We start from the raw sequence: 21,325 nt of genomic DNA on the forward strand, positions 1-21,325 counted from the left end.
CTTTGAATTTTTATTTACTTGGGAATCATAGAACTTGCATATGAACTAATTAAACTTCTTGAAAGTAAAAATTTTTCTCCAACGCTTTCAAGCAGATTACCGCTATTATCTAAACTAAAATGAGCAATATGAGGATCATTAAATAAAAAATCAGGGAAAGGGTATTTAGCATGAGGATTATGAAAAATATATAAACCATCAAAGATTGATTCTGTATATTCTTCTTTAGGAATTCCTTGGTGGATATCAGGAATTAATGTACTCTCACTTACGTCATCCCTAGTGTAAAGTGCGTTAAAGAAAGTAGTTTTATTTGCTTCAGTTACTTCAGCTAATGCTCGAACTTTCCCCCAAGTTGCATAAGGGTTATAAATTACAGCACTAATATCTTCATACTCTGAAGTCGTAAAAAAACCTAGAGGAATTTCTGCTCCATTATCTTTCTCAATAAAATCCATTCTTTCTCTTGGTAAGTAGTTGAGTTTATCGGAAATGGCCTTTTCCTCATTAAGATAAATTCCATAGAGAACAGCAATTAAACCTCGATGACCTATAAAGTGGGAATGAGGACGATCAAAAGAATTAAGACCTAAAATAAATGGTTTGCCAATAACATGAGATAAATTTTTATATGATTTTTTAAATTTTTGAGCCTTAGATACAATCGAATTAGCTATTCTAATAATTGATTTTCGATTGAACTCTTTAAAGTCAATTTCAAAATCTAAATATTCACCGCCAAAACCATATGCTGGCAACCCATCTTGTTCTGGATTGGCAATTGTCGCTTCAATACAAAATGCTGAATTATTTTTGTTACATACAAAGTCAGGCGCATGATGTTTATAGTCTATATCAATATTTTCAGATTTCAGAATTTTATTTAGATATAATTCCCAAAAAGAAGACTCAAAAGTAGTTTGGAATTCTTTTACAAATTTATTATCTCTATCAACAAATCCATTTGCCCAATCTAATATCACATTCCTTTCAGCATACATTGCTTCATTTAATAACAATTTAAAAATTTTATGCTGTTTTTCGGTTTCAACAATAGGTGTGAATAAATCTAACATTTTTTAATTCTCAAACAATAGCTTAAATAAATATTCTCAATTCCATAATACTAAAAAATTACTCATAATCAACTTTATATAAAAATAAGAAATTATTGTTTCTAATATTTTTTTAGTCGTTTGTTATGCTGGAACAAACCTAATAATTGTTCTTATTTTTTAATTGATAATAACTTTAATTTTATGAGTTAGTACTTAAATATGTCCAAAGCTTTAGCTTATGCACCAGCTGTAAATACAGCAAAAACTAAGTTGCCAAGTACTGAATCAGATCCTTTCTACGGTTCTATTTCAAAGCACAAATACGCTGAGTTTTCTCTATGTGATAAAGATGGTAATGCAATTGCATCACCAGTAATTAGAGCTTTGCTTACTGAAGGAGACAAAAGTATTGAGAGCCAATGGCAAACTCCATTTGAAAATAGCAATCCAGAACTAAAAATGCCTATGTTGATGGCTAACTTGCAAACTGGTCAGATGCTTCAAGCTGCTGCTACTCTAGGAGAAAATTCGCCCTTTATTTCTGCATTAAGCGATATGGCTTCTGGTCCTTTAGCAACTGCTGAAAGTGCACTTAAAAGCGTTGAGGGACGCACAAATTTAACCAAGGTGAATACAACTCAAGTTTTCCTATCTACCTCGTCAGTACGTCTCAATTTATCAATCTTTTTCTTGGCATTTAGTGATGCGAAATCAGAAGTTGAAGACAGAATTATGCAATTGGAGGCATGGAGCCTGCCAGTATCATTATCATCAGATTCTACGCTGCAAAATGTCATTAATGACTCTAATACAGCCCTAGAAGGGTTATTTTCAGGTGTAATCCCGCCTTTTGTATCTCTCACTACCCATGGCAAAACTTATAAACCCTTTATTATTGAAAGTGTTTCAGCACCAATTGTCGCGCCTATTGATGAAAAAGGTAACCGGTTAAGTTTGGCCGTCAATATTAGTTTAATGAGTCGTACTGCATGGGACTCAAAAGACATTTACTTATTATATGGAGGCAACTAATGATTACTTTTGACCCTGTGTCCGTAGGTGGAAATACCTACAAAATGCAAGAGCTTAGTTTTGAGCATTGTCTTAAAATTTCAATCATAACTCCTAATTTTAATGAAAAAAGACTTTCAGCTTTTCTTAAATCTGCTTTAGACAATATAGTTGATCCATTGCTGTTAACGATTCAGGAACGGTATTTACTGCTACTAAAGTATCTTGAAAAACAAAGTAATACTATGTTGGATGTGAATACAGACTTGTCAAAAGTTTTCCTTCAGTCCGAAAATAATTGGAAAACTGAAGCTACTCAAAATGGAATTACAGTTAGACAGCTTGTTGGAATGGAAGCTGAGTTCTTAGAGGCAAATTGTAAGAATGTCGCTGAATGGATTGCATGCATGATGGCCTTTCAGCTGAGTTATTCTAATCACGAGCATTTATCTTTTTTGCCTGATAGATCTAACCCGCAATTATTTGAAGAACAATTTAAACAGCGTCTGGATTTCATTAAGAAAATGCCAGCCAGTGATTTCGATTTGTGTTATCAAGATTTTAATAATTTAAACAATGCGTTGTTTACTCATTTGCGGTTAAGTGTTGATAACCATGGCATATTAGTTGAAAGAGGTGCAGATGACGCGCCTGCTCGATTTCGCACCGCTTCCGTCTTTACAGGAATCATCAAAGAGTTGGACCGATCTTTTGCTTGAGACTGTTAATAGTATTTCTGCAAACTGTCCGATGCCTTTATCTGAAGCTTTGAAAATGCCTTTGAGTTTTGAAAGCATTTACTTCAATTCTTCTGCATGGGAAAGCCGCAAAAAACATTTAGAAAATGAAGTCGAACGGCACAATGCTTTCATAAAGCTGGGGCAGGAAGTGATTAAGGGCCTAAATGTCCTAGCCAGTAGAGGCCGATAGTATTCGTGTAAAAGTCTGAGTAATTCAGGCTTTTTTTTTGCGCTTTGTATTTGGAACCATACTCCGTTCTTAACAATAACTCTTGCAAAAATAACCATAAATGAAATCTGGGGAATAGGCCATGTCTGATCATCAGACAGTTGAAATCACACTCACTAGCGTTGCCAATAAAACAACATTTTTGAGTGGCATCGCTAGTGCAATTGGATCTTTAGCATCTTTCAATTGGTTGAGCTATACAGGTGCAATTGTTGCTGTTGCTGGCCTATTCATTAGCTTTGTTTTTCAGTGGAGACGTGATCGTCGGGAACGTAAGGAAAGTGCTCTTCGTGAAAAAGAGAGCAAATTACGTGAAAAAGAAAGCGAGTTACGAATCAAAGTCTTAGAGCAAGATAGTTTACGAAAGAGGAAAGATGAATGAAGTTTATTGAAAATAGTGCTTGGCAGTACCTTTCTGTCAAGCTGCCGACAATTGGTGCATTCATCATGCTAATTTTGTTGCCAGCACTTCAATGGGGAGTAGATTTTGAGGTAATTCCTAAAGAATATCATGCTTTTGTGACTGGTACTTTAATGCTAGGTCTGTCATGGATTGGAAAGAAAATTTCTCAGCCACGACTTAATGTCCCGCAACTAACAGGCCAGTTAGTAGGGATCAATTCTTTATTGAATATCCCATCTCCAACAAAGCCTGATGAATTAGCTTGGATTGCAGAAGCAAAAAAGCATCTTGGTCTGCAAGAAATACCAGGTAAACAGCATAATCCAACTATTTTGAAATGGTTAAAAGAGCTTAAAGCTTGGTGGGCCGATGATGAAACAGCTTGGTGTGGAACCTTCGTGGCTCATTGTTTGAAGGTAGCAGGAATTGCTTATCCTAAACATTGGTACCGTGCATTGGATTATGTGAATTACGGCACAAAGTTAGCAAAACCCGCTTATGGTTGTGTTGCTATTAAAACACGTAAGGGTGGGGGCCATGTTTGCTTTGTCGTAGGGCGAGATATGTCTTCTGGAAAACTCGTTTGTCTTGGTGGAAACCAATCAAATAAAGTGTGTTATGCGCTGTATAGTGAGTCTGAATTCCAAGAGTTCCGTTGGTATGGACTTACACCTCAACCAGCAAGTAAACGTTATTCTTTACCGCAATTTAAAGGCGTAACAGCAACTCGGGTTTCTGAAGCCTAATGAAGTTTCTATTACTGAGCTTTCTTTTATGTGGTTGTACAGCACATACAATTAATAGCAATGTAAACGTATCTATTTGCGTAAAAGCCCTTTAAAAAAAGCCCTGAATGATCAGGGCTTTTTAATTAATTTTGTACTTCTGTATCGTAGATTGTTTTTAAAGAGGTTTTTTAGAGCTTCATCATTTATACTATCAATAAACCTCTTCATTTTCTCTTTATATTCGGGATGCCCACCTTTGTATTTAGCTAGTAAGTAGGAGAACTCGCCTTGCTTGTAGTTTGGGTCCTTCTTGTTTTCTGGTTTGTCTAGTTCTACTTTTAGAACTTCTGCAACATAGTCATAGCACTTGTTAAGTGTAGGGGCTGCTTCTCCTTGTAATCCAAGTAACTGACATCTAAATGTAAGTCTTGCTGTGTCATTTGGTTTTTCTGCAAGTTGCTTATCATTTAAAGCGTGTGCTTTGTCATAGTCATTCAAAATCATATAAATATTCATTTGAAGTAGTTCACGCTTGCGTTTGTCTGTGATTTTATCGACCTCAGGAAGTATTTCACGCATGTGCTTTTGAAAGACTTCTTTATCTTCTAGAGAGTATTTTTGAACGTACTCATTGTGCTTATCAATAATCTTCTGATCTTCAGCAGACAATGTTTTGGGTGCTGTCGTCTCAGTTTTTACTTCCTTTTGTTTAGTGCCATCAGATGCGTTGCTGCAACCGCTTAGAAGTGCTGAGCCAATAATAATTAGGGTTAAATACTTTTTCATGCTTTACGTCTTGCTGCCGATGTAATTGTAAACTTATAAGTGGTGTCTGGTGGCATTGTTGTTACTAGGCCACCATCAAATTTTGCGTCATATTTCAATGTAACATGAGCCTCAATTACTTCTAAATCGGGGGCTGGGAGTTTAACTTCGCAACTACCAACGGGTTGTTTGTCGTTTTCAGTATTCCAGTAGCCTTTGCCAACTTTAAGCTTTATTACGTCGCTTATTTGTTTGCCTTTCTTAAATAAACGAAGAACGCCTTCAGGGAAGATTTGCGCGTCACCCTTAACCGTAGGCGGGAGAAGCGTAGCAGTGACGAAGAGTTGGTCTTTTTTAACCTGATGTGTAACTTCAAACGTACATGCTCCCGAAGCCATCTGAGAAAGTACACCTAAGAGATTAGCTCTATCCTGGTCATAAGGCATTAATACAGGTTTGAAAGAAACCATTTTTGTTTTTTGATTTTCTATGTAGTAATTCTCGTACTGATCTTTAACGAAACTATCTGTAGCCGGTTGTTGTTGAGACATAGGAGCCGAGCTAGATTTCGAAGATGCTGCTGCGCCACCACCATTGTCTTGAACAACTAAGTTTTGCTGAGGCAATAATTTGCAACCGCATGAAAGGGAATCATTAACACGAGCGGCAGCTTTGCCAAAAATCTGCATACATGGATCGCCAGACACAATGGTTGCAACAACTTTATGTGTTGGACATGTTGCTTTGTCACCGACACAAGCAACGGCAATACCGTTAATAAGGAACATACTGTTCCCAGAAATTACTTGGCCGCCTCCTGTGGTGGGGCAGCCGATTGTTATATATGGGGTTGCCAAATCAATTCCATCTTATTTTATTGAAGTGGCGAAAGAATATCAAAGAGAGGGTAGACAATACTGTATATTTTTTATTATTTCTCAGATAAATTATAAAAGATAACTATTTAACTAAATTTCGGTAGTTTTATAAAAGCGTTGAATTCACAGAAATATTATTTTTTATAATAACTAATTTAGAGTTCTTCTATATTCTCGAACTGCGATTAATAGTTGGTCTAATGTATTAAATAATTTTTTAGTATAATTTTTTTCTTCGATTATATTTAGAAATTCAATACCTTCTATTTGTTTGAATTGATAATTACAATAAGCTGCCTTTTGAACAATAATTTTAAACTCATTATCAAAATCAATATCTTGTAATCTTGAGAAGTCTATATTAGGAACTATTTTATTAAAATAAATAAAATCATGGTTTAAGCCTTTGATTTTATTTTGAAGGTGATGTAGTTCAATTCCAAATAAATTAAATTCTGGATTGTTGGAGATTAAGGCGAGTTGGGAGTTATAAAACATAATTTCACGAATATATTTATCGATTTCTTTAAAATAATAATCATCAAATTGGATTTTTAGATTTTCGAGATTTAAATTTCCCTTTTCTGAGATTAATAAGTAGCGAACTAGTTTGTGAAAATAAAAATAGTTATCTTGCTCTCGAATGTCGATTATATTGTTTCTTATATTATGTAAGTTCCTATGAATTGCAGTCAAACAATTAATCTGTTCATTATATTTTACTTGCTCTTTCCAGTTATCCAATAGAAAAAGTGCAGCTACAGGAGCAAATAGAGTCGCAGCAAAGCCAAACATGCTAGCTAGAGAGCTAGCCTTATCCCCATTAAGAGGATAAATGGCAACAATATATATTAGTAAAGAAAAAACTAGGATGCAGGTGAAGACCCCTATAAGTTTTCTATTTAAACTAACTTTTCGCATTGAAATTAATTTAATGTAACTGACTAAAATATAGTAATATTTTTTTATTAAAGTTGAAGAAAACATCTTTTAAATTTCCCATGCTTGAGTTTAGGGTGATATTTCATTAAAAAACTTAATCTAAAGTATTCCTAAAAGTCATAATTTTACAATTCAGCTCTTCAATTACTCGAGTTTGTCTTTCTGAAAATTTATAGTTTAGTTTATTTCCTAGATTTAATTCATTCATATAGCTTAAATTAATAAATCTTTTTAAATCTTCATGTTTATATTTAACATAGAATGTTTTTGGTCGTTCGCCTCTATCATAAATTTCTTTTTTATGTTTGAAGCATAGAGTATAGATATAAATTATATCAATATATAAATTCATAGCTAGTTCTTTGGCATGACTCAATGAATCACCAAATACTGGATTGTTAATATTTTTGTTTTGAATAAGTTTGATTTTATTTTCAAGAATTTCAAGTTTACTTAAATGATCCCTAATCACTTGGTAATAATCATGTAAATCAAATTGTAATTTGTTTAAATCGCTATTAAAATCAATATTATTTTCAAAAAGGGGGTCGTATATATCTGTGTTTCTCAAGGTGGTTATTGATTTTGAGAAGCTTTCTATTGTATCTAACATTTCAATCAAGATATTAATTTTTACAATATAGTGATTTTGGGCCTTCCAGTTATCTAAAAGAATATATGCCGCTATTGGAGCATATATTGTTGCTGACCACCCGAATAAACCAATAATTGCGTTAACCTTCTCTGCCTCTGTTACTGGTAAAACTATTAGAGCATAAAATAAAAAGCATAAAAGTAACAAAAAGAAATATGATAAAAAGAGTTTAACGATTAATTCAAATTTATGAGACATAATGTTTAGTGAAGTTTGTTTTAAGAATAATGAGTTATTAACTCTTTATCGTCAATAGTTGATCCCACATAAATGGGTTTTTAGTCAGTTTATCCCTCGACATTGACCAAGTTCGACCAGGTATATAACAAGGACCAACACCGAGCTTTTTCTTTCCGAATTTTGTGTGCACGTTATCAAGCGCCTTCATCAATTGTTCTTTCTTTTCTATCATTTCAAAGTCGGTTAATAGGTCATAGGTATGGCCAGATTTTGGCTCTAGACCTGTCAGCACTACGCCGCATTTCTTGTATTTAATCCCTTCTTTATAGATCTCGTTCAACATCCTTGTCGCTGCTTTTACAAAGTCAAGCGCGCTATCAGTAGGCTCAGAAAATGCGCCAGTAATAGACTTATTATAAAATGGCGCACTTTCATCAAATGGACTTGATTGAACAAACACAAGTAAACAACCACATAGTGACTCTTCATCACGCAACCGCTTACATGCTTCTTGTGCATGCATTGCTATAGCTTCTTTCAAATCATTTAGCTCAGTTACTTTTGCTCCAAAAGAACACGATTTAATAATTTGTTTTTTTGATGGCGGAGTGTCTTCAATCTCAATGCATGACATGCCTTGTAGTTCATTAATGGTACGGGCCATGACTATAGAAAACTGACGCTGCTTTTCGCGTGCTTCAGTACAAGCTAGGTCCAATACTGTTTTAACTCCCATAGAATACAACTTCTTTGCATGCTTACGTCCAACGCCCCAAACTTCACTTACATCGATCTGATCAAAATAATATTCTTTATTACATGGATCCATATTGACGAGATCGCAAACGCCGTTAAAGCCTTGATTTTTCTTAGCTATATGATTGGAGATCTTTGCCTCCGTCTTGCTGCGACCAATTCCTACGCACACGGGCAAACCAATCCATTTCCATATCTTCGCCCGCATATCGTGACCGACTTTTTCTAAATCAAAGTTCTTCTCATAAGCTGTGAAATCAACAAAGCATTCATCGATTGAGTAGGGCTCAACCTCTTCATCTGTTACGTATGAAGCAAGGATCTTATGAAAGCGCCGTGACATTTCGGCATACATTACATAGTTGCTTGATAGCACTACTACGTTATGTTTTTGGACTATGTCTTTAATTTGGAATAACGGCACACCCATTTTTATATTTAGGGCTTTGGATTCGTTGCTGCGCGCCACGGCGCACCCATCATTATTGCTGAGAACAATCACAGGTTTGTTGTTTAAACTCGGGTCAAAGACTCTCTCACAAGAGACGTACATGTTATTGACGTCTATCAAGAAAAAGACTTTGTTCTCATGTTTCATGAGTTTCTAATCATTTTAATAATGCAGGTGACAACGCCCCAAATTATTAATTCTTGGCCATCTAATAAATGAATATCTTTGTAATCCGGATTTTCTGCTTTTAGCCATTGGCCTTTTTCATCGATCATTAGGCGCTTAACTGTAAAATCATTATCGATTAGTGCCACGACAATATCGCCGTGTTTTGCATCTAAGCTGCGATCGACAATTAGTTCGTCGTCAATATCTATTCCTGCATTTAGCATTGAAAGCGAAGCAACTTTGACAATGAAAGTTGCAGTTTCATTTTTTATTAAGTGCTCATTCATATCGAGCGCTTTGTCTATATAGTCTTGTGCAGGAGAGGGGAAGCCAGCGGAAATTTTTTCAAGAGCGTAAGGGACAAGCAGGTGAGTTGATGGTACAACTTGCTTGATTAACAAGGCTTCAGATAAAACAGCGCCTTGTGTGAGGTACGGTTTTATCTGGATGATGGATGGTGCAATTTCGCTCATAGAATATCCCCTAACTTGAATTTGTAACATATTCAAGATGATATGCTAGAGCTTAGTTAAATTTCAAATTTAAAAAGTTGTGGATAAATAAGGACTAGTCATAAGTTGTCGCGCTAGAAGGAGCATTTGGTCGGAAAATGCTCTTCACTTAAATTGAAAAGCATTTTTAATTTTGAAAAGAAGTTTAATCATTTTTTACTAAATTTGGATTTTCATCAAAATGAAGCCAGCCATTTTTCATCCAAGTTTCAACCTTTTCTTTTCCTAATATATGAAATAGATTATTCAAAAGGGCAAATTTTGCTTTTGGATCAAAATAATAAATACAAACTCTGACTTTATTATCATAAATTTCATTAAAAGAAAAAACTTCATTAATATAAACTTCATCAGATATATCTAATGAATGACCCCAAATTTGTATATTTAAATCGAAATTCTCAATAGAATTTTTTATTCTATTTATTAATGTATTGTAAGAGGGTATATTGCTAGGTAGTGGTACACCAGCTCTATAGTCTAATTTCGACTCGCTTAAAGCTTCATTTAACACTTTTAAATCATTAAGTTTTGAATTTAAGAATTGATAATTTGTATTCTTATAAATTTTTTGATGATACTTGGTAAAGCCATACGCTTTTAAACTTTTTAGATAACCATCTTTTAATTCTGAAATACCAAGTACTAAATTGTGTTGTTTTCCTAATTTTCCATGAAGAAAATGAATTGTCACAGGGGATTCATAAAAATTTTCAAAGGTAGTGGTGTAGTTAAAAGAAAATACTTCATCAATACAATCAGATTTATTAAAACTGAATTTTTTAAAAGGTAATAGTTTGTCAACAACTAAGCATAAATATAAGTTAAAAAGATCAATAAAATCATCTAATTGATCTTGTAGATGTTGTAAATATTTCTGACTGTTAAATCCATATTTTTCATCATTCAGTACTGTATAAAAAGAAGAAGAAATAAATCCATACCTATATCCTGGACTATTTGCAGTTACTTCCTCTTCAATAAGATTTAAGCATAATAAAAGGTGGAATTGTATTTCAGAGAAATAATATTGATTAATTCTTTCAGAATATTTTGTATAAACTGGATAATTAAAAATTCCATATGTATTATATTTTTCTTCAATTTTTTCTATAGCTTTAGCAACTAAAACTAATGCCTCTTCAATTTTTTGTTCAAAATCAATCCATGTTTTTATTTCAGTAAAATGATTGTGAAAATATTTATACCATGAGTTCTTGTTTAGTTTGTCTTTAATGCTTTTAACATCATTGTGTGGAATTATTATTTTATTGGTGTCGTATAAAGTTTTGGTTTTGTCAAAAAAATAATGTTCACTTTCTAGTAGCTCACCAAAAATTTTTTTAAACTCCATATCTATATTATTTTTTTTGAAATTTTGAATAGATTGCATGGCAAACATAAAGTGATCATATTTTGTCGGTAAAAAGTGTGATAAGTCAAAGCCATTGCCGACAACTAAAATATTCACATGTGTTTCCTTAATATAAATTTTAAAGAAGATACATTAAAAAATAATAGTTTTAAAGACTTAGCTAGCGTGAAGCTTTAGGTAAAAATTCAGCTTTAAATTCACCTAAGGGCATCTTAAAGAAAAATTGATCAGCATCTTCTTTTTTACAGTTCAACCAATCTTCCCTGTATTCTTCAGGGATTACAATAATTGACCGTTTCTCATCTTCAGGTTTGTGAAACTGACTCATGAAAGGATGATTGTTTGCATTAATAGTCAGCATTGACATAGACCTAACTTGTTTGCCATCAATCAGCGTTGAATCATAAATTGCTGCCACTGTGAACGGCAAGCCGTCTTTTCTATAAATTCCCCAACGTTCGGCTTTACCATTTACATATCTTGGTTCATAGATCTTTTCTACAGGTATTAAAGCAAACTGGCTTTTAGCCCATGCATGTCGAAAACTAGGTTTTTTATCAACCGTCTCAGTTCTTGCGTTGTATGTGAACTTAGAAAACTTGAGATCATGTTTCCATGGTGGAATCATGCCGAACTTTACTTGTCGCCATTCTATTTTGCCATTGTTACTAAAAAGTAAAGGGCAATCGTAACCAGGGTAAACATCGGTCTTATAGTCAAAAGTTGGTTCGAAAAGATTAAGAAGGTGTACTCGATCTTTTTCAATCGGTTCGTAATTTGCACACATAACTAAATCCTTTAACTTTTTTTATAACTTATTATTTTTGTACAAACTTGTGTACATATTTTTATTACAACTTGTATATTCGTAAATTAGTTTAAATAAATCAATTACTTGTTAATTGTACCATTCTTATCAAACATTATGATTTTAGACATTTTTTTAAATATCTCCAAAATCATTCAGAGCAAAATTTTTAAAACACATCTACCATATAACCTTTTAAAATCATAAATTAAATAAACTTATAAATACTCAAACTAATTTAAAACTCCATCCAATAATTTTCTAAAATTTACATAGCTTCATAGGACGGATAGGAAAGATAAATGGTTTGAAATTATAACGTGGAATTTGGTAAAATAAAAAATAATAATGAAGCAGTTTTAGTGGAAAATTCCTCCTTTAAATTAAAAATATTTAAAATTTATTTAAGATTTTTAGCCCCTAGGATTAAGTTTGTTTACATAGCATACGTATTGACAAACATTTTATAAATTGAAGGATACTTATTTAAAGTTATATTTAAAATTATTCCTATAAGAACTTAGAGAAAGCAATGAAAATTGGATTTATTGGTGGAACCAATGACGGTATCGTAATCAATGCTGCTGATGGCCTTGATACTTATAAACTTGAGTGGCACTACAAAGCAGAAAAACATTGTGAGTCACAACTTAACTTAGGGCTGAATGGACCTGAGTATGATTATTACAATTTATTAATTCTAAGAAAAAATAAAGAGGCTAAACTTTTCTATGTGCTTACCACTATGGAAAAAGAAGAAATAGCAGATAAACTTAATGAATATTGGGAGTGTTCGACCTCTGTCGGTTATGACTTTGATGAGTAAGCATTCGTGATTTCATATAGCACATGTTCTCTTAATTCGTGATGAAGAGGAACTTTAGGATGTTCGAAGTTTTTAACTTTTTGCATTCCCAGTCTTTCCATGACAGCTTGAGAGGGTGTATTAATCGTAGCAGTAAATGAAACGATTTTATCTAAATTCAGTATATTAAAACCATAATCTAAAACTGCTTTTGCTCCTTCTGTTGCATAACCTTGTTTCCAAAATTCTTTTGCAAGTCGCCATCCAATTTCCACACATGGAGAGAAGTCAAATTGTTCAGGTTGGCTGTGTAAACCAATAAACCCGATAAATTGATGGGTTTCTTTTAATTCTACTGCCCAAAAGCCCCAACCATTTTCATGAATGAGAGATGAAATTTTTTCGATTAAATTAAGGCTTTCTTGGGGTGTTAAGAGATTTGGGAAAAATTGCATAACATCTTGATCTAAGCCCATTGTTATAAAAGACTCAAAATCACTTTCTTTCCATTGTCTTAAAATTAAACGTTTTGTTTCGATCATGAGATGGCTCTTTAATTGAAAATGAGAAGTTAAAGTGGTTTTTGCACAATCTTCTGTAAAATGATCTTGGAATTGATGCTCACTACACCTTTTATTTTATTTAAGGTGTTAATGACGAAATGAGAAAAGGAACTCAAATCTTTGGTCGCAACGTGTAAAACATAATTAGATTCACCAGTAATAATATATGCATTAATGACTTCATCAAAATTTTTGATCTGACTTAAAAAGAAGTTGTGATCATTTTCTGTTAGCTGGGCAAGTTTTATTTCGACGATTGCCTCAATTTTTATGCCTAGTTTTTCATAATTAACTTTCGCTTGATATTTTTCAATTACACCATTGCTTTCTAAAATTTTAACACGCCGATGACAAGCTGAAGCCGAAAGGTTAACGAGATCGGCCAGTTCTTGGTTACTTAACCGAGCATTATCTTGTAAATACTTTAGGATTTTTAGGTCGATTGCATCCACATTCATTTTCGAATTTCATCCATGTTTTTTAATTTTAATTCGAATTTTATACGAAAATAGCAAATTTTAATCAAATATTATCGAATAAATCGAAAGAATTGGCGTGATAAAATTCAAATACAAAGGAAATGTTGAAAATAGGTGAAATAACAAATGATTACTCGCGAACAATGCCTCTATTGGGATCAGGATGATGAACTCAAAAAGTTTAAAGATGAATTTGCACTGCCAAAAAATGTCATTTATTTAGATGGTAATTCTTTAGGTGCAAGACCAAAGAAATCATTAGAGGTTGCTCAGCATATTATTTCAAAAGAGTGGGGCGAGGACCTCATTAATAGTTGGAATAAAGCAGATTGGTGGGGGCTACCGACTAGGCTCGGAGATAAAGTTGCACAGCTTATCGGTGCCGAAAAAGGGGAAGTGGTTATTTCAGATTCAACCACCTTAAATTTATTTAAAGTTTTATCCGCAGCGGTAAAAATTCAAGCCGAAAAATTTCCGGAACGTAAAATTATTGTTGCAGAAAAAGATGCCTTCCCAACCGATATTTATATTATTGAAGGCTTTATAGACTTGATTAATCAAGGTTATCAAGTTGAATTGATTGATGGGGCCGATGATTTATCTCGTGTTTTAGTAAAAGATGTGGCTGTCGTTGTTCTTTCTCATGTGAATTATCGGACTGGATATTTCTATGATATGGAGTCTATTAATCAACAAATTCACGCTAAAGATGCTTTGATTATTTGGGATTTATGTCACTCGGTTGGTGCGGTGCCTATGGATCTTAATCAGAGCAACAGTGATTTTGCGATTGGTTGTACTTACAAATACTTAAACGGCGGCCCAGGTTCTCCAGCGCTGTTATGGGTAAATCGGAAGCATCGTGATCAGTTCTGGCAACCTTTATCAGGCTGGTGGGGGCACAAAAAACCATTTGATATGGCTCAGCACTATGAACCAGCTAACAGTATTCGTCGTTATTTGTGTGGAACACAACCTATCATTTCGATGAGTCTAATCGAATGTGGTATCGATATTTTCTTACAAGCTGATATGCAACAAATACGCGAGAAATCCCTCAAATTAACTGATTTGTTTATTCAACTTGTTCAACAAGAATGTCCTCAGTTTGGTTTTGAATTGATCACACCTTTAAACCATAACTATCGTGGCAGTCATGTCAGTTATAGACATGAGTTTGGTTATGAAATTATTCAGGCGCTTATTGCTCGTGGTGTGATTGGGGATTACCGAGAGCCGGAAGTATTACGTTTTGGAATTACACCTCTATATTTAGGTTTCGAAGATATTTGGAATGCCGTACAGCAACTTAAGCAGATTATGTTGAATAGTGAATGGAAAAATGAGCGTTATCTGGTACGTAGTGAAGTGACCTGATCGTTAAAGGTTAATATCAGAAGAATGGCTAGGAGAGCCTATGAGCAGTTTTGATGAAATACAAAATCGAGAAGCGGGTTTACATAAGAAATTATCCGCAAAACAGATGGGAATGATTGCAATTGGTGGAGCGATTGGTACAGGGCTGTTCATGGGAAGCAAGTTTGCAATTAGCTTTGCTGGGCCAGCTGTCATCGTGAGCTATGCTATTGGTGGTTTAATCGCATTTGCTATTATGGCTTGTTTGGCTGAGATGACAGTTCAGCATCCTACGTCAGGCTCATTTGGAGCATATGCTGAGCATTATGTAAGTCCTCTTGCTGGGTTTTTAGTCCGTTATTGCTATTGGGCATGTATTGTATTAGCGGTCGGTACAGAAATTACAGCAGTAGCTAACTATATGAAATTATGGTTTCCAGATGTAGGCTCTTGGGTCTGGATCGCTTTTTTCTCGCTGACTTTGCTTGTGGTTAATGCATATAGTGTTAAAGCTTTTGGTTTGGTTGAATATTGGTTTTCGACCATAAAAGTCTTTGCAATTATTGTATTTATTCTTTTAGCAATTGGTATTCTGACCCAAAGTCATGGAGGAACAGAACAGGTTCTCTCTAATTTAACCGAGCATGGTGGCTTTTTTCCTCATGGTTTTAGTGGGGTCTGGATCGGGGTAATTATTTCAATATTTAGTTATTTAAGTATTGAAATGATCGCTGTTGCGGCTGGTGAGGCTAAAGATCCGGAAAGAGCCGTTAAGAAAGCGTTTAAAAGTACTGCAATTCGCTTAATACTATTTTATCTACTGTCTTTATTTCTCATTGTGGCACTTGTTCCTTGGACAACTTTAATTGGAGCCGATGCGACTAGCCCTTTTGTGATGGTAATGAAAATTGTAGGTATTCCATATGCGGACAGTATTTTAAATTTTATTGTAATTGTCGCGGCCTTATCCGCCATGAATAGTATGTTGTATATCTCGACACGTATGCTATTTAGCTTGTCACGCGCAGGTGATGCACCAAAACTATTTGGTCGTATTAGTCATAATGGCGTACCAATCAACGCGTTGCTATTGTCAGCAGTGGGTATTGGGATCGCGAGTATTGTTTATACCATTAATCCGAGCTCGGCATTCCCGATCATGATTGCTTTATCTATGTTTGGTGCACTGTTCACTTGGGGCAGTATTTTTGTTACCCATATGTGTTTCAGAAGGCACATGGCACGAAAAGGCCAGCAATTAAAGTTTAAGGTTCCAGCAAGCCAGTTAATTTCACTGTTGGGGTTAATCGCAATTTTAAGTATCACAGTCACCACATGGTTTACCAATGAATTCAAGTCAACTTTACAATTTGGAGTTCCATTAGTTGTTGTGCTTACTGTTTTCTATTATTTAAAACGGTCATCAGCCAAGCTTGCTTTAAATGCTCATGAAGAATCGTTGAAGTGAGAGACCTATGAGACCCTATGACAATGCTAGAACCGTGGCTAATGAACATGAGATATTGGCAGAATTTCAACGGACAAGTTTACTGAGCTACCAAGAGTTTATTCATATTGCAGATATTCAATATGGTCCGCACCCAAGATCAACTTTAGATTTATTCCCATTAGAGCAAGCCAAAAAGACTGTTATTTTTATTCATGGTGGCTATTGGCAATGGTGTGATAAATCAGATTTTGGATTCATCGTACCCTATGTTCTAGCAAAAGGAGCCCAGTGTGTTCTTTTAGAATATGATTTGGCACCACAAAGCAAAATTTCAGATATTGTTTCTCAAGTTAATCAAGCTCTCGATTTTATTCGAGAGCAAGACTGGAAAACTAATGAGGTAGTTTTGGTGGGGCATTCAGCAGGGGCGCACCTGGCTGCTTTGTCATTAGGCCATCCATTCATATCTGAGATGGTGTTGTTAAGTGGAATTTATGACTTAAGGCCTATACAAAGCACTCATTTAAACCATGCTCTCAATCTTTCAAGCGAAGATATCTTAAAATATAGTCCTGTTCATCACAGTGATCGAGTCACTATTCCATGTTCAATTTTCTGTGGTGAACTTGAGCTCGAAGAGTTGAAATGGCAAAGCCAAAATTATTTTGATATTAAAAAAGAGCAAGATCAGGATTTTGTTTCTTTTAAGCTTATTCCTAAAGTTAATCATTATTCTATTTTAGAACACTATTTTAAGTCGATATTAGTTTAAGCAGTCGAATTAAAATATATGCAATGTGATTGTATGAGTAATTAATTTTATAGACAGATAAAGTGTGAGGTGAATCACATCTTAACCTGTTTTTTTATAGAAATTATTTATTGTTGTTGACCTAACAGTGGAACTTAATTAGATTAAAAAGATAGTGCTTTCTCACTAGACAATAAATTGTTTAGCTGTTGTTTAGTTGAGTTTTTAAGTCCGTAGCTTCCCAAGATGCGGACTTTTTTATTTGACTTTTAAAAACAATAAGATAAAGGGTGATATAGCTATAATATTTATCCAAAGATTAATATGAATGAATAAGATAGACCTGTCATAAATAAGAAATAAACTAGGGTTTTTTCATGATTTAACTCGAATTATCATTTAATAAGTAGATTAATTAAAATATAAGCTGACTTATCATTCATGAATTTGTCATATAGGCTTGATAAATTATAAGAAAATAAAAGCTATAAGAATAATTAAATAATATATAGCATTTGAAAGTAATTGATTTAGTCGGCTCTCATGAGTTGGTTTTTTTATTTATAAAGGAGCCTTTATGAAAGTACAATATTTTGAAGGTGGCATGTATAAACATATGTGTCCAGGTTGCGGGTATCTTCACTATATTCCTGTACTTTATCCTTTTTCTAATGGTAACCAATGGACTTTTAATAATAATTTGGAAAAACCAACTTTTGATCAGCTCATAATTATGTATGGTCATTGTAATTACTTTATTAAAGGTGGCTTTATTGAATATAGTGCTAACTGTAGACATCATTTAGCAGGATGTACGGTTGAGTTGCCAGAACTAAAATTAAAAAATGATAGGTTTTATTAATTTTAGTGTTTGTCTATATATTTAAGATCATTTAAAAATTTATAGAATCGGTAAGTAATAGAGACTTGAGTAATATATCTTTACATATTTAATACTGAATATGTATAGTTAAAGAAATTGTAAATTTATTTTGGTTGAAGCTAGGATTGAAATTTGCAAAAATTTATATAACTTACTGTTTTATATTTTATTTATGGATATCTGGAAATTTTTAAGAAGTTTTAACACCATTGGAACATATCTCATTATTTCTACATTTATATTATTTTTAATGATTATATATTTTTACATCATACATCCCAGCTAATCTAAATTATCAATAGAGTAAAATAACTTTTGATTTTTTAATTTATTTGAATTGGTTCTCACTTTTAATAGAAAAAGATAAGAGTATTGTATAGGCCCAAGTTTTATGAAAATATGACTTGGTTATAATAGATGGAGAATATAATAAAAATTCCTTTCTAAAAAATTTTAACTTCTAAATATAAAGACTGTACTGATCATAACAACGATGTCTGAAGTAAAAAATATGGAGATTTTTTATGAAATTTTGCCAAATATCGGCTGCTTTCTTATCAATGGCCGCCGTCAATCTAGTCTATGCAGCACCTGCTACAACAAATTCTGTACCAACTTCTTTGGAAGCTAAAGGAATTATTAAAAACCAATATATTGTTATTCTCAATAAGGATGTTGGTCCTTCTAATGATTTTGCACAAAGTATTGCTAAACAACATGGGGGAAAGATATTACAGACTTATGATACTGTACTTAAGGGATTTGCAATTTATTTACCCGATGTTGCGGGTAGTGCTTTTGTTGAAGCCATGAAAAAAAATCCTAAAGTTCTTTCAGTAGAAAATGACACAGTCATGAAAATTGATGTAACTACACAAAGCAATCCAGATTGGGGTTTAGATCGTATTGATCAGAAAACCTTACCTTTAAATTCAGCTTATTCATATTTACAAACAGGCTCGGGCACAACAGCTTATATTGTTGATACCGGAATATTATCTACACATCAACAGTTCTCTGGACGAGTATTAAGTGGCTATACCGCGATCTCTGATGGAAATGGTACAACGGATTGTAATGGGCATGGTACTCATGTAGCAGGAACGGTTGGTGGCAGTACTTATGGTGTTGCTAAGAACGTAAGTTTAGTACCAATACGAATTTTAGGATGTGATGGGTCTGGTGCTTCGAGTAACGTGATTGCGGGGTTAGATTGGATATTAAAAAATGGTAAAAAGCCAGCTGTGGTGAATATGTCTTTAGGCGGTGATGCGAACACATCCTTAGATAGCGCAGTAGAAAACTTATTTAATAACGGTTATGTGATGGTTGTCGCTGCAGGAAATTCTAATGCAGATGCATGTAGTTCTTCTCCAGCAAGAGTGAGTAAAGCAATCACTGTCGCTGCTACAGATGATACTGATACACGAGCGAGTTATTCTAATTATGGAAGCTGCGTTGATATTTTTGCGCCAGGAAGCCAGATCAATTCTTCATGGATTGGGAGTAATACCGCAACTAAAGTTTTAAATGGAACTTCAATGGCTACTCCACATGTTGTTGGTGTCGTAGCTGAAATGTTGCAAAGTACACCTACAGCAACACCTCAGATAATCTCAACTAATCTGTTAAATCAAGCAAGTAGTAATGTGGTAAAAAATCCTTCTGGTAGCCCAAATCGATTGTTATATAAATCACCTTAATAAGAAGTATGTCTTGAAATTGGAAAAGGTCCCGAAGGACCTTTTTTAGATTTTTGCATGAGTACCATATTTATCAATCATGATTGAACTGGCTTCATTTAAACCGCGGACCGTTACCTGAATACCGTTCTTTTGAAATTTATTTACTACTGAATCTAGCATGGCAACTGAAGTCACATCCCAAATATGAGAGTGAGTAAGATCAATAATGACTTCTTTAATTTCTTCTTTAAAGTTAAAGCTTTGCATAAATTTTTCAGATGAACTGAAAAATATTTGACCTCTTAATTCATATAGACGAGCTCGATTCTCGAATGAAGTTTCTATACGAATATCATTTTCAAGTTTATTTGCTAAGAAAAGTGCTGAAAGTAATACACCAGTTAACACACCTAGCGCTAAATTATGGGTAGCAACTACTACAATAACGGTAGCGATCATAACGACATTACTACTTTTAGGATTATTTTTAAATTGAGTCAGAGAGTTCCATTCAAAAGTACTGATCGATACCATAATCATGACCGCAACCAGAGCAGCCATGGGAATCACTTTTAACCAACCACTTAAAAATACAACTAAAATAAGTAAGAATATGCCTGCGCAGAAAGTGGATAAACGTGTGCGACCACCCGATTTTACATTAATCATTGATTGACCAATCATGGCACAACCTGCCATGCCGCCCATAAAACCTGAAGCAATATTTGCGATACCTTGACCTTTACATTCTTGAAATTTATCACTAGATGTATCTGTCATTTCATCAACGATTGTTGCAGTCATCATCGATTCAAGTAAGCCAACCGCGGCAAGGGCTAACGAGTATGGAAGAATAATAAGGAGTGTTTCTAAATTAAAAGGAATATTCGGAATTAGAAATATAGGTAACGTATCTGGTAATGATCCCATATCACCCACTGTTCGAACGTCAAAACCTAAAAAAATAGCGAGTAATGTGACCACTACAATACAAATAAGAGGTGAGGGAAAGAACTTTCCAATTTTTGGAATATAGGGGAATAGATAAATAATTCCTAAGCCGATTGCTACTAATAAGTAGACATGCCACGTCACATTTACCAATTCTGGTAATTGAGCCATAAAGATAAGTATGGCGAGAGCATTCACGAATCCAATAACCACCGATTTAGAAACAAAACGCATGAGTTTGGCGAGTTTGAAATATCCTGCCAAAATCTGTATGACGCCAGTTAATACTGTTGCTGCAAATAAGTATTGAAGCCCATGGTCCTTTACGAGCGTTGTCATAACCAAAGCCATTGCGCCTGTAGCCGCCGAAATCATAGCGGGACGACCACCTACGAAAGAAATAATAACGGCAATACAAAAGGATGCATATAAACCGACTTTGGGATCCACACCCGCAATAATTGAAAATGCAATTGCTTCTGGAATTAAAGCAAGACCCACAACAAGACCAGAAAGAATATCTGCGCCGACATTAGAGAACCATTGTTCTCGGACATTCGATAACATGAGAAATAGCCTAAGTTCTAAATTTTGAAAGGCTAGTGATGTGATATACCAACACAAGCGACTACACCACATCACTAAACAGTGATGAGTTATTTACAATGAATAAGGGTAAATAAACTTAAGGTGGCGTAAGTGTCATAGGTATAAAGATTTGAGGCATCTAAAAGTGCCCGAAG

Annotated in this window: 23 protein-coding genes and 1 pseudogene; 12 read left to right on the plus strand and 12 right to left on the minus strand. The window is 34.1% G+C overall.

The genetic code is table 11. The features are described from left to right. Positions 1–14: 14 nt before the first annotated feature. Positions 15–1,076 carry a hypothetical protein gene (locus AOLE_RS08035; RefSeq protein WP_013197600.1) on the minus strand — a complete coding sequence of 354 codons (1,062 nt, stop codon included), beginning with the start codon at positions 1,074–1,076 and terminating at the stop codon, positions 15–17. Between the two features lie 201 nt (positions 1,077–1,277). On the opposite strand from AOLE_RS08035, the gene AOLE_RS08040 reads away from it, so the two are divergent. From AOLE_RS08040 to AOLE_RS08060, 5 genes are all read left to right on the plus strand, one after another. Beyond that, positions 1,278–2,090 (plus strand): hypothetical protein, encoded by an 813-nt coding sequence (locus tag AOLE_RS08040; RefSeq protein WP_013197601.1) that lies wholly within the window; start codon positions 1,278–1,280, stop codon positions 2,088–2,090. After that, complete coding sequence (locus AOLE_RS08045) at positions 2,090–2,788, plus strand: hypothetical protein (RefSeq protein WP_013197602.1); 699 nt, start codon at positions 2,090–2,092, stop codon at positions 2,786–2,788. Before AOLE_RS08040 ends, AOLE_RS08045 begins: the two co-directional genes overlap by 1 nt. Then, positions 2,781–2,999, plus strand: coding sequence for a hypothetical protein (locus AOLE_RS20840; protein WP_013197603.1), 219 nt, complete (start codon positions 2,781–2,783; stop codon positions 2,997–2,999). Before AOLE_RS08045 ends, AOLE_RS20840 begins: the two co-directional genes overlap by 8 nt. A gap of 121 nt (positions 3,000–3,120) precedes the next feature. Further along, positions 3,121–3,420 (plus strand): phage holin family protein, encoded by a 300-nt coding sequence (locus tag AOLE_RS08055; protein WP_013197604.1) that lies wholly within the window; start codon positions 3,121–3,123, stop codon positions 3,418–3,420. After that, positions 3,417–4,187 (plus strand): TIGR02594 family protein, encoded by a 771-nt coding sequence (locus AOLE_RS08060; protein ID WP_013197605.1) that lies wholly within the window; start codon positions 3,417–3,419, stop codon positions 4,185–4,187. Before AOLE_RS08055 ends, AOLE_RS08060 begins: the two co-directional genes overlap by 4 nt. A gap of 125 nt (positions 4,188–4,312) precedes the next feature. Here the strand turns inward: AOLE_RS08060 and AOLE_RS08065 are convergent. The 8 genes and pseudogenes from AOLE_RS08065 to AOLE_RS08100 all read right to left on the minus strand — a co-directional run bounded on the left by AOLE_RS08065 (position 4,313) and on the right by AOLE_RS08100 (position 11,638). Then, positions 4,313–4,955: pseudogene (locus AOLE_RS08065) on the minus strand (hypothetical protein). Further along, entirely contained in the window at positions 4,952–5,791 is an 840-nt protein-coding gene (locus tag AOLE_RS08070; RefSeq protein ID WP_035331338.1) for a PAAR domain-containing protein, read from the minus strand. The pseudogene AOLE_RS08065 and the gene AOLE_RS08070 overlap by 4 nt, the downstream one beginning before the upstream one ends. A gap of 171 nt (positions 5,792–5,962) precedes the next feature. Further along, positions 5,963–6,799 (minus strand): hypothetical protein, encoded by an 837-nt coding sequence (locus AOLE_RS08075; protein WP_013197608.1) that lies wholly within the window; start codon positions 6,797–6,799, stop codon positions 5,963–5,965. A gap of 49 nt (positions 6,800–6,848) precedes the next feature. Next, positions 6,849–7,607, minus strand: a complete 759-nt coding sequence (locus tag AOLE_RS08080) for a hypothetical protein (protein ID WP_013197609.1) — start codon at positions 7,605–7,607, stop codon at positions 6,849–6,851. A gap of 37 nt (positions 7,608–7,644) precedes the next feature. Beyond that, positions 7,645–8,943, minus strand: a complete 1,299-nt coding sequence (locus tag AOLE_RS08085; RefSeq protein ID WP_013197610.1) for a Y-family DNA polymerase — start codon at positions 8,941–8,943, stop codon at positions 7,645–7,647. After that, entirely contained in the window at positions 8,940–9,437 is a 498-nt protein-coding gene (locus AOLE_RS08090; protein ID WP_013197611.1) for a LexA family protein, read from the minus strand. Before AOLE_RS08090 ends, AOLE_RS08085 begins: the two co-directional genes overlap by 4 nt. Before the next feature lie 184 nt (positions 9,438–9,621). Further along, the gene (locus tag AOLE_RS08095; RefSeq protein WP_013197612.1) at positions 9,622–10,947 is read right to left on the minus strand and encodes an AbiH family protein; all 1,326 of its coding nucleotides are present in this window, start codon (positions 10,945–10,947) and stop codon (positions 9,622–9,624) included. Positions 10,948–11,011: 64 nt separating this feature from the next. Further along, on the minus strand, positions 11,012–11,638 hold the full coding sequence (locus tag AOLE_RS08100) for an SOS response-associated peptidase (RefSeq protein ID WP_013197613.1): 627 nt from the start codon (positions 11,636–11,638) through the stop codon (positions 11,012–11,014). 553 nt (positions 11,639–12,191) lie between these two features. Here AOLE_RS08100 and AOLE_RS08105 point away from each other — a divergent pair. Continuing rightward, a complete protein-coding gene (locus tag AOLE_RS08105) occupies positions 12,192–12,485 on the plus strand; it encodes a hypothetical protein (RefSeq protein WP_013197614.1) in 294 nt (97 codons plus the stop codon). Here the strand turns inward: AOLE_RS08105 and AOLE_RS08110 are convergent. Together AOLE_RS08110 and gigD are read right to left on the minus strand one after the other, a co-directional pair. Continuing rightward, positions 12,467–13,006 carry a GNAT family N-acetyltransferase gene (locus AOLE_RS08110; RefSeq protein WP_013197615.1) on the minus strand — a complete coding sequence of 180 codons (540 nt, stop codon included), beginning with the start codon at positions 13,004–13,006 and terminating at the stop codon, positions 12,467–12,469. The two genes, AOLE_RS08105 and AOLE_RS08110, sit on opposite strands and share 19 nt — an antisense overlap. A 29-nt stretch (positions 13,007–13,035) precedes the next feature. Next, entirely contained in the window at positions 13,036–13,485 is a 450-nt protein-coding gene (gene gigD, locus AOLE_RS08115) for an Lrp/AsnC family transcriptional regulator GigD (RefSeq protein WP_004791887.1), read from the minus strand. Between the two features lie 147 nt (positions 13,486–13,632). Between gigD and kynU the strand changes: the two genes are divergently transcribed. From kynU to AOLE_RS08140, 6 genes are all read left to right on the plus strand, one after another. Further along, complete coding sequence (kynU, locus tag AOLE_RS08120; RefSeq protein ID WP_013197616.1) at positions 13,633–14,883, plus strand: kynureninase; 1,251 nt, start codon at positions 13,633–13,635, stop codon at positions 14,881–14,883. Positions 14,884–14,923: 40 nt separating this feature from the next. Continuing rightward, on the plus strand, positions 14,924–16,330 hold the full coding sequence (locus AOLE_RS08125) for an amino acid permease (protein ID WP_013197617.1): 1,407 nt from the start codon (positions 14,924–14,926) through the stop codon (positions 16,328–16,330). Between the two features lie 7 nt (positions 16,331–16,337). Next, positions 16,338–17,084: an alpha/beta hydrolase gene (locus tag AOLE_RS08130; protein ID WP_013197618.1), complete on the plus strand. Its 747-nt coding sequence runs from the start codon at positions 16,338–16,340 to the stop codon at positions 17,082–17,084. Between the two features lie 556 nt (positions 17,085–17,640). Then, positions 17,641–17,925 (plus strand): DUF6527 family protein, encoded by a 285-nt coding sequence (locus AOLE_RS08135; protein WP_013197619.1) that lies wholly within the window; start codon positions 17,641–17,643, stop codon positions 17,923–17,925. 193 nt (positions 17,926–18,118) lie between these two features. Next, on the plus strand, positions 18,119–18,232 hold the full coding sequence (locus AOLE_RS20690; RefSeq protein WP_225623321.1) for a hypothetical protein: 114 nt from the start codon (positions 18,119–18,121) through the stop codon (positions 18,230–18,232). 238 nt (positions 18,233–18,470) lie between these two features. Beyond that, complete coding sequence (locus tag AOLE_RS08140; RefSeq protein WP_013197620.1) at positions 18,471–19,649, plus strand: S8 family peptidase; 1,179 nt, start codon at positions 18,471–18,473, stop codon at positions 19,647–19,649. 45 nt (positions 19,650–19,694) lie between these two features. Here the strand turns inward: AOLE_RS08140 and AOLE_RS08145 are convergent, their stop codons facing one another. Then, positions 19,695–21,149, minus strand: coding sequence for a SulP family inorganic anion transporter (locus AOLE_RS08145; protein WP_013197621.1), 1,455 nt, complete (start codon positions 21,147–21,149; stop codon positions 19,695–19,697). Between the last annotated feature and the right edge of the window lie 176 nt (positions 21,150–21,325).

It is taken from the genome of Acinetobacter oleivorans DR1 (assembly GCF_000196795.1).
GTDB classification, from domain to species: Bacteria; Pseudomonadota; Gammaproteobacteria; order Pseudomonadales; family Moraxellaceae; genus Acinetobacter; species Acinetobacter oleivorans.